Here is an 8,644-nt window from a genome sequence, read left to right as displayed (position 1 = left end):
CACCTCGACCACGGCCAACCCCGCACCAACACCTACCACCACCCCGAACGCTTCCTCCGCGACACCGACGACGACGAACCCGTTTGACGTAACGACCCGTTTCGCCCGGCTCCGCCGCGCTCACGATCGCTGGATTTTAGTTAGGTCGACCCGTCAAGCGAGCTAAAACTTCACGGCAAGATCCTGGCGAGCCAACCTGCGAACACCCCAGAAGTAGGTGACGAGTGGCATGGTGCACCACAAGAGGTTCAGAACCACGAACTTGACCCACATCTCGGCTGGGCTTGTCATGCTTTGCAGATTGTTAGCGATCTCCACCCCGAAGTAGACCGCAGGCAGCGTGACCTCAACGATCATCCCACCCATGATGAATGACAGCTGAATGCTGGTGAAGCGCTTACCATTCCGGAAGAACTGCACCATGGCATACGCCTCGAAGAGTCCAATGAAGAAGGCGATCCACTCAAGGACGACGATGAGCGGGTCGCCGTTCAGGTACCGCGCGTCGCCTCCGAGCAAGATGGGTGACCACATGTACGTCCACAGCGCGCCATGCTGCACGCCGTTTCTGATCTGATCGAAGAACAGGAGCCACGGCAGTTCCCAGATGAATCGTGGAATCAGGGCGATGAAGACCCAGACGATCACCATCGCGCCTAAACGGTCCCACTTCGTGCGGTCACGTTGACCTGGAAGCGGAAGCCACGGGAGCGCAAGGGCCGTCGAGAAACAGCCCACGACGAAGACGACCAACGTGGTGGACGCGACGACGTGGGACACCCCAGCATGGAATTCGAGGTACCAGAAGACGATCTGGATGACGAAGAAGAAAGCCAGGACGCCCAAGAGCGACTTTTGCAGTGACGAGAGTCCGCCCTCGGCCGGGTAAGCGTTCGTGTTGTCGGCGCTGATCGTCTGAGACATGAGGTGGGCTTTCGGGGCGAGGTAAGCTGAACGCGGAAAGCATGGCATACGCCATGTTTTAATCGCAAGGCTACTGACTAGGGTGCTGTGAATGAGCCAGCGCGGATCACAGACATGACTGGGCGCAGACGAACCGCCCCGCGCCGTCCGAGCACCGGGCGACAGCAGCGCGGGGACCGGACCCGCGAGTTACTCATCGACGAAACGGTTCGGTGCATTCGCGAGGAAGGCTTCTCCGCGGCTAGTGCCCGGCACATCATTGAGCGCGCCGGCGTGAGTTGGGGTGTCATTCAACATCACTTCGGGGACCGCGATGGTCTGCTAACTGCGGTGATCGAAGATGCCGTTGACCGTCTCGTCGCCTCGCTGGAGGTGTTGGCCGGTGAGCAGGTCATGGACACCCAAGACCTGGTGCGGGCAGCATGGGACGCCTTCGCCAATCCAAAGGCCATGGCGGGGTTGGAGATTCTCATCGCAACCAAGGACTTGCGTGACGGCCTTGATGAGCACAACTTGAAGCGTCTCGGCGCGGCCCTAGCGGCATTGATCACACGTTTGAATACCGGGGCCAACCGTGAACATGCCGTTGCGTTGGGCCTGCTGCTGTGGACAACACCGGTGGCGATGATGATTGCCGAGATGTTCGCCACGCCTCCGCTACGCCCAACGGATGCCCAAAAGGCGGTTGCCGATCTAATCGATGCGCATCGCTGAGCGCGGATCTGACGACGAACCCGTGTGACGCAATGAACCGCGTCGCCTTAGGCCGGCATCACCCGGCGTACGTCGGGGCCCCACAGCGGCTGCACGGCGGGCAGCGCCAGCTGCGTGGTGGTGATGACCTCGGCCAGCTCGCGCAACTGCGTGTGCACCGAATCGAGTAGCTCGGCCAGCTCCGTGCGCAGCCCGTCCTCGCCGACCTCTTCCAGCTCGGCGGGATGCGAGCGGCGCAACAGGGTGCCGATCTCGTCCACCAGCCGCTCCGGCCGCGACGATCCCGATGCACCCGGCAGGTCTTTGAGGTTGGCCCGCAGCCGCTCGACCTGGTACAGCAACGAGCGCGGGTTCTGCGCGTCGAACAGCATCAGCTCGGCCACGGCGGCGACGCTCACCTTGCCCACGGTGCGGCGTCGGTAGATCACCGAGGACTCGCACGCCACCAGCGTCGCCTCGATGATCGTCTGCTCGGCGATGGCGCCGCGGACGGCGGTCAGCGTCGCCCGCAGCAGCGCGGTCAGCCACAGGCCGCGTTCGATGCGCTTGCCGATGTCCATCATCGACCAGCCCACGTCGCGCACCATCGACTCACCGGCCACACCCGCAAGGGTCAGCATCCCGGCCAGCGTCTGCGCCTGAGCCGACGCGAGGAGCGCGTCGGCTTCGGCGAGCGAGTCCGGCGGCTCGCGACGCTGCGCCAGCGCTCGTTCCACCCCGGCCAGCACCATCCAGGTGTCGTTCGACATCTGGTCTCGCACCGCCCTGGCGGCCAGCGCCAGACCTTCCACCGACTGCACCAGGGACCCGGGGCGATCGGGGTCCACGGTCAACGACCACAGCGTCGAGGGCGCGACGGCGATCATTTCGGCTGCGTCCCTGGCACTCTCGTCGGTCCAGTCGTCGGCGCTCGTGTCGGTTCCGGTGATCAGGCCCAGTGCGGCCATCAGCACCGGCACACACGCGCTCTCCTCGGTGTGCTGCTGATGCCGGTACACGTGGAACCTGTCGCGGGCGACCAGCAGCAGCCGCGCCATGTTCTCCGCGCGCTCGCCGTAGCGGCCGATCCAGAACAGGTCGGACAGCACGCGCGGCGAGCTGACGCCCCAGGTACCGGCCGCGGACTTCGCCGGTGGCGGCGGGGACGGCAGACTCACCGCCTCGGCCCGCGCACGCTCCGTCGGGCGGACCCAGACATCCTTAGCGGCAACGGTTTCCAGCGTATACGCGGCGGGACCGGGTGCCAGCACGTAGCCGACCCCGCCAATCATGGGGGCGTACCCGCTGCGCTGGGCGACGTTGAACAACCGGATCCCGACGCCGGCCGACGACAACACCCCGGCGTGGTCGGTGGGCGCCGACGAGAACTGTGGCAGCTCCTGGCCGATCCACTGCCACGGCATCTTCTCGATCCGGCCGGCCAGTTGTGTCAGCTGATACGACGAAAGCGTCGGCCCGACAAGGGCTTTCCCGCCAACGGTAGACTTCACCAAAAGCGACGACAGGTTCGCCAGCAGGTGCGAACGTTCGCTGGCGATGCCGCCCCAATAGACCGGCGCGGTGTGCAGCAGCGGGGTCTCGGACAGCAGGCGCTCGGACAGCTGGGGCAGAAACCGCAGCAGCCCGGGGTTTTCCAGGATGCCGCTGCCAAACGTGTTGACCACGGTCACCGTCCCGCGGTGGCACGCCTCCACCAGACCGGCCACCCCGAGCCGGGAGTCGGCGCGCAGATCCAGCGGGTCGGCGTAATCGGCGTCCACCCGACGCAGGACGACGTCGACCCGTTTCAAGGTGCCCAGCGAGCGCATCCACAATTTGCCGTCGCGCACCACCAGGTCCGCGCTCTCCACCAACGGGAAACCCAGGAGCGTGGCCAGATACGCCTGATCGAAGGCGGTTTCGGAAAAGATACCCGGGCTGAGCACCACCACCACGGGATCCTGGGCAACGTCGGGCGCGGCATCGATCAGCGCCAGCCGCAAGGCCTGGGCGAACGGCGTCGTCGGTCGCGGTGCGATCCGCTCGTAGAGGTCGGGGACCGAGTGCGCGACGACGCGCCGGTCGGCCAGCGCGTAGCCGGCGCCGGACGGTGCCTGCGTCCAGTCGGCGTTGACCTGAAAGGCTCCGTCCGGCAGCCGGCTGACGTCACAGGCGTGCAGGAAAAGCTGGTGATGCCCGGGTATTTCGATGCCGTTGGCGGCCCGCACGTAACCCGGATGGGCGAACAGCAGCTCCGGCGGCAGCACGCCCTCGGTGAGCAGGCTGCGCGATCCGTACAGGTCGGCGAGCACGGCGTCGAGCAGGCGGGACCGCTGCACCAGACCGGCCTCCAGCAACTCCCATTCCGCGGCGGACAGCACGATCGGCAGCGTGTCGAGGATCCACGGCCGAGGCTCCAGGCCGTGCCCGCCGGGTTCGACGTCGGTGTAAGTGATGCCGTCGCTGTCGATCAGGCTGCGCACCACCGACCGCAGCCGGTCCAGCCCCGCCCGGCCGCGCTCGGCGATGGTGTCGGCCAGCTCCGCCCAGGCCGGTCGGACATTCCCGTCCTGATCGACGAATTCGTCGTAACCGGCGGCGGGGCCGTGCCGCAGATCGAACAGCGCCTCCTGGGCGCGTGCGGCGCGATACCCGGCAAGCAGGCGGTCCGCGTCTTCGTAGCGGTCCTCGTGACGCCCGCCAGCGGCCGCCGGGGGTGCACCGGTGCCGAATGTCATGTCCGCAAACGCCATTACTGCTGAACGGTACGCACGCGGCGCAGGTCTAGGATGCCCGGCGCGCCGATGTCGGTGAAGATGCGTGCCTGCTTTTCCCGGATGTCCGACAAGTCGAGCTTGCCGGGGGTGAAGCCGGTGGCCTCGAACCGGCGGGCGCGGCGCGCCTCGGCCTCGACGGCGTTGACGGGCGGTTCGTCGTAGGCCCGCCCGCCGGGGTGCGCGACGTGATAGGTGCACCCGCCGCGCGACGTGCCCGTCGTCAGGTCGATCAGCTCGAACTGCAGCGGGACGTCGGTGCTGATCGTCGGGTGCAGCGCGCTGGGCGGCTGCCACGCCTTGAACCGGACCCCGCCTACGTGGATGTCGGGGTTGTCGGTGGCCAGCAGCGGCACCGGGTAGCCGTTGACCGTCACCACGTAACGGTGGCGGTCCGCGCCGATGATCCGGATCTGGATGCGCTCGACCGACGAGTCGACGTAGCGGGCGGTGCCGCTGGCCGTGGCCTCCTCGCCGAGGGTGTTCCACGGTTCGATCGCCCCGCGCAACTCGATCTCGACGCCGTCGAACACCGCGGTGCCGATGCGCGGGAAGCGGAACTCGGTGAACGGGTCCAGCCAGCTGGTCTCGAACGCGATGCCGTGCGCGCGCAGGTCGGCGGCGACATCGGCGATGTCGTGAATCAGGAAGTGCGGCAACAGGTATCGCCCGTGTAGGTTGGCGCCGTGGCGGATCAGCGGGGCGCGCAGCGGCTCGTCCCAGAACCACGCCACCAGCGAGCGCACCAGCAGCGATTGCACCATCGCCATGCGCAGATGCGGGGGCATCTCGAACCCGCGCAACTCCAGCAGGCCGAGCCGGCCGCGGGGGCTGTCGGGGCTGTAGAGCTTGTCGATGCAGAATTCGGCGCGGTGGGTGTTGCCGGTGATATCGGTCAGCAGGTGGCGCAACGCGCGGTCGATCACCCAGGGCCGGGGGGCGTTGCCCCCGAAAGGTCCGGAGAGCCGGGTGATTTCGGCGAACGCGATCTCGAGCTCGTAGAGGGCCTCGGCGCGGCCCTCGTCGACGCGGGGTGCCTGTGAGGTGGTGCCGACGAACCGGCCGGCGAACAGATAGGACAGCGACGGGTGTCGTTGCCAGTACGTCAGCAGCGAGACCAACAGGTCCGGGCGCCGCAGCAGGGGCGAGTCCGCGGGGGTGACGCCGCCCAGCGTGATGTGGTTGCCGCCGCCGGTGCCGCCGTGGGTGCCGTCGACGTCGAAGGACTCGGTGGACAGCCGGGCCAATCGCGCTTGCTCGTAGAGGGTTTCGAGCTGCTGGCTCTGTTCGGCGAAGCTGGCGGTGGGCGCGACGTTGACCTCGATGACGCCGGGGTCCGGGGTGATCGTGGTCGACCTCAGCCGGGGGTCCGGCGGGGGATCGTAGCCCTCGATCACGACCGGGCAGTCAGCCTTGGCCGCGGCGGCCTCGACGCGGGCGATGAGGTCGACGAAGTGTTCCAGTGCCTCGGTGGGCGGCATGAAGAGGTAGAGCAGCCCGTCGCGCACCTCGGCGACCATCGCGGTGGGCGGGGCGGTGTCGGAGTCGTCCACCACCGCCTGGTCCGATTCCGTCGTCAGCGCATCGCCGGCGGCGTGGGGATCGGCGTCGAACGACGGGCGCGGCGGTCGCCAGCTGATCGCGTCCAGGGGCAGGCGCAGACCCGCCGGAGAATCGCCGTGCAGCAGCACGATTCGGCCCCGGCGCAGCCGCCAGTCCGCGCTGGCCCACCCGGCGCCGTCGTCGCGGCGGTGCAGCGGCAGCACGAAAGCCGCCGGGGCCGTTACGGATTCGTCGAGGCGGGCCAGCAGCGCCGCGCGACCGGCGGGGGTGTCCTCCTCGAGGTCGTCGGCCGGGTCCACCGGGTCGCCCTCCGGTTGCCGGACCTTTTCCGCCAGCCGGTGCAGCGGGTCCTCGTAGGCGGGCCGCACCTGCGAAAGTGGCAGCCCCAGCCCGTCGGCGAGGCCGGCGAGCACCTGGCGGGCGGCCTCACCGTCGACTGCTTCCGGCCGGTCCCCCCACGGGTCGGCCAACAGCGCGCCGTCGTTCCACAGCGGCCGCCCGTCGGTGCGCCAGTAGAGCGCAATCTGCCAGCGCGGCAACGGTTCGCCCGGATACCAACGGCCCTGCCCGCGCTGGATCAACCCGTTCGGCGCCCACACCTCCTTGAGGCGCGCGGCCAGGTCGGAGGCGCGCTGCCGCTTGTGCGGCCCGTCGGCGGCGGTGGTCCACTCCTTGGCGACCTGATTGTCCACCGAGACGAAGGTCGGCTCACCGCCGATGGTCAGCCGCACGTCGGCGGCGGCCAGCCGTTCGTCCACGCGCCGGCCGACGTCGCAGATCGTCTGCCACGCCTCGTCGGTGTAGGGCAGCGTGACGCGGGGGTCCTCGTGGATGCGGGTGACGGTGTTGGAGAACTCCAGCACCGATTCGCAGGGCTCGGTGCCGCCGCTGATGGGTGCCGCGGACGCCGGGTGCGGCGTGGCGGCCAGCGGGATGTGGCCCTCGCCGGCGAACAGCCCCGACGTCGGGTCCAGCCCGATCCAGCCCGCACCCGGGATGTACACCTCGGTCCAGGCGTGCAGGTCGGTGAAGTCGGCGGCGGGGCCCGACGGCCCGTCGAGCGCCTCCACGTCCGAGGCGAGCTGCACCAGATATCCCGACACGAAGCGGGCAGCCAGGCCGAGCTGGCGCAGGATCGACACCAGCAGCCACGCGGAGTCGCGGCACGAGCCCACCCCGGTGCGCAGCGTGTAATCCGGTGTCTGGACACCGGGTTCCATCCGCAGGCTGTAGGCGACGTCGGCGTTGACCGCGTGGTTGAGCGCGACCAGCAAGTCGATGGTGCGCGTGCCCTCGTCCACCGAGAAGTTCTCCACCCACGCCCGCGTGAGCTCACCCGGCCCCGATCCCTCGCCCGCTTCGTCGACGGGGCGCAGGTAGGGCTCCAGGTCGTCGGCCAGATCCTTGGGATAGGTCAGCCCGGCCCGTCCGGTGGAGGGGGCCCAGGTCTCGGCCCAGTCCTCGATGAAGAAGTCGAACGGGTTGATCACCTTGAGGTCGGCGATGAGTCCCACCGTGATGGTCAGCCGGCGCATCGGATTCGGAAAAACAAGCCGCGCAAGGAAATTGCCTACCACGTCCTGCTGCCAGTTGATGAAGTGCTCTTCCGGCTCGATGCGCAGCGAGTAGGCCTCGAGGGGCGTGCGGCAATGGGGCGCCGGTCGCAGCCGAACGACGTGCGGGAACACCCGGACCGGCCGGTCAAAGGTGTAGCTGGTGCGGTGCTCCAGCGCGACTTTGATGCTCATAACAAGGTGATTGCATCACAAGCGCCACAAGGCCGCAGCGCACCACAGCCGCGGCTAACAGCGCCGTAACTTCGGGCGTGGCTTTGAGGTCAGACCTGCTGCGGCCCGGGCGGCGGGCCCGGCTGGTAGCCCGACTGCGGCACGGGAACAACCTGGCCGCCGGTCAGCTTGCGGTAGGCGTAGGTCAGGATCAGCGCGTCGAGCGGCGCCGTCACCAGCAGGCCGACCCCGCACGCCAGCGCCCCGGCGAAGATCAGGGCCATCACCACCAGCCACACCAGCAGCGCGTTGGCGAAATTCGACCCCACCAGCGAGAAGCTGGAGGTGAAGCCCTTGATCGCCGACTCCGAACGATCGACGACGAACAGGATGGTGAACTGCACGAACAGGCTCAGCACCAGGCCCGGAACGAAGCACAACGAGTAGCCGATCGAGGTGAGGACACCGACGATCAGCGCGGCCAGGAATGCCATCCCCAGGTTGCGGGGCCTGAAGAACGACGCGATGGTCACCGGCCGCCCGTCGGCGATGTCCAGGCAGCCGGACAGGAAGCCGGCCTGGGCGAACGCGGTGACCAGGTAGGTCAGCAGGGTGCCGATGATGAAGACGACCAGGGCGGCGCCGGTGAGGTTGGTCGTGAAATAAAAGCCGTAGTCGTCACTGGTCGCCGTGTTCGGCGACATGTTCTGGCCCGCGATGTTCACCCCGGTGGCCACGCCGAACAACAGGCCGTACACCAGCGCCGGCACGATTAACACCAGCGCGTTCTTGGTGAACGTGTTCCAAGCCCAGCTGAAGGCGTCACCGACGCTGAACCCCGGGGCGGCGGGTGCCCCATAGCCGGGCTGGGGGTAGCCGCCGTACCCCGGCGGGGGCGCGCCCGTCTTTGACCCCGGCCGACAGCGCCGACAGCGCCTCGAACCGGCGACCGGTCGCCTCGGA

Annotated in this window: 4 protein-coding genes and 2 pseudogenes; 1 reads left to right on the top strand and 5 read right to left on the bottom strand. The window is 68.2% G+C overall.

What is annotated here, in order from left to right; genetic code table 11:
* Positions 1 to 162: 162 nt before the first annotated feature.
* The gene (locus A5701_RS09070) at positions 163 to 924 is read right to left on the bottom strand and encodes a hypothetical protein (RefSeq protein ID WP_067751451.1); all 762 of its coding nucleotides are present in this window, start codon (positions 922 to 924) and stop codon (positions 163 to 165) included.
* Between the two features lie 114 nt (positions 925 to 1,038).
* Here A5701_RS09070 and A5701_RS09065 point away from each other — a divergent pair, with 114 nt between their 5' ends.
* Positions 1,039 to 1,638 carry a TetR/AcrR family transcriptional regulator gene (locus A5701_RS09065; protein WP_067751457.1) on the top strand — a complete coding sequence of 200 codons (600 nt, stop codon included), beginning with the start codon at positions 1,039 to 1,041 and terminating at the stop codon, positions 1,636 to 1,638.
* A gap of 47 nt (positions 1,639 to 1,685) precedes the next feature.
* Here A5701_RS09065 and A5701_RS09060 read toward each other — a convergent pair whose 3' ends face one another.
* The 4 genes and pseudogenes from A5701_RS09060 to A5701_RS29290 form a co-directional block, all read right to left on the bottom strand.
* Positions 1,686 to 4,370, bottom strand: a complete 2,685-nt coding sequence (locus A5701_RS09060) for a circularly permuted type 2 ATP-grasp protein (RefSeq protein ID WP_067751448.1) — start codon at positions 4,368 to 4,370, stop codon at positions 1,686 to 1,688.
* Positions 4,370 to 7,702, bottom strand: a complete 3,333-nt coding sequence (locus A5701_RS09055) for a DUF2126 domain-containing protein (protein ID WP_067751444.1) — start codon at positions 7,700 to 7,702, stop codon at positions 4,370 to 4,372. The genes A5701_RS09060 and A5701_RS09055 overlap by 1 nt, the downstream gene beginning before the upstream one ends.
* Positions 7,703 to 7,791: 89 nt before the next feature.
* A pseudogene (locus A5701_RS09050) lies at positions 7,792 to 8,583 on the bottom strand (hypothetical protein); the annotation flags it as partial.
* A pseudogene (locus A5701_RS29290) lies at positions 8,576 to 8,644 on the bottom strand (hypothetical protein); the annotation flags it as partial. The pseudogenes A5701_RS09050 and A5701_RS29290, both read right to left, overlap by 8 nt.

Origin of the sequence: Mycobacterium sp. E3305 (assembly GCF_001666785.1) — a bacterium.
In the GTDB taxonomy this organism is placed as follows: Bacteria; Actinomycetota; Actinomycetes; order Mycobacteriales; family Mycobacteriaceae; genus Mycobacterium.
Note: the sequence above shows the minus strand (reverse complement) of the source record. Positions and strands in the feature narration are given on the sequence as shown.

What these genes read in the sequence shown, in the direction of transcription:
- A5701_RS09070 (WP_067751451.1), bottom strand. Translation starts at nt 924, where the DNA reads ATGTCTCAGACGATCAGCGCCGACAACACGAACGCTTACCCGGCCGAG.
- A5701_RS09065 (WP_067751457.1), top strand. Translation starts at nt 1,039, where the DNA reads ATGACTGGGCGCAGACGAACCGCCCCGCGCCGTCCGAGCACCGGGCGA.
- A5701_RS09060 (WP_067751448.1), bottom strand. Translation starts at nt 4,370, where the DNA reads ATGGCGTTTGCGGACATGACATTCGGCACCGGTGCACCCCCGGCGGCC.
- A5701_RS09055 (WP_067751444.1), bottom strand. Translation starts at nt 7,702, where the DNA reads ATGAGCATCAAAGTCGCGCTGGAGCACCGCACCAGCTACACCTTTGAC.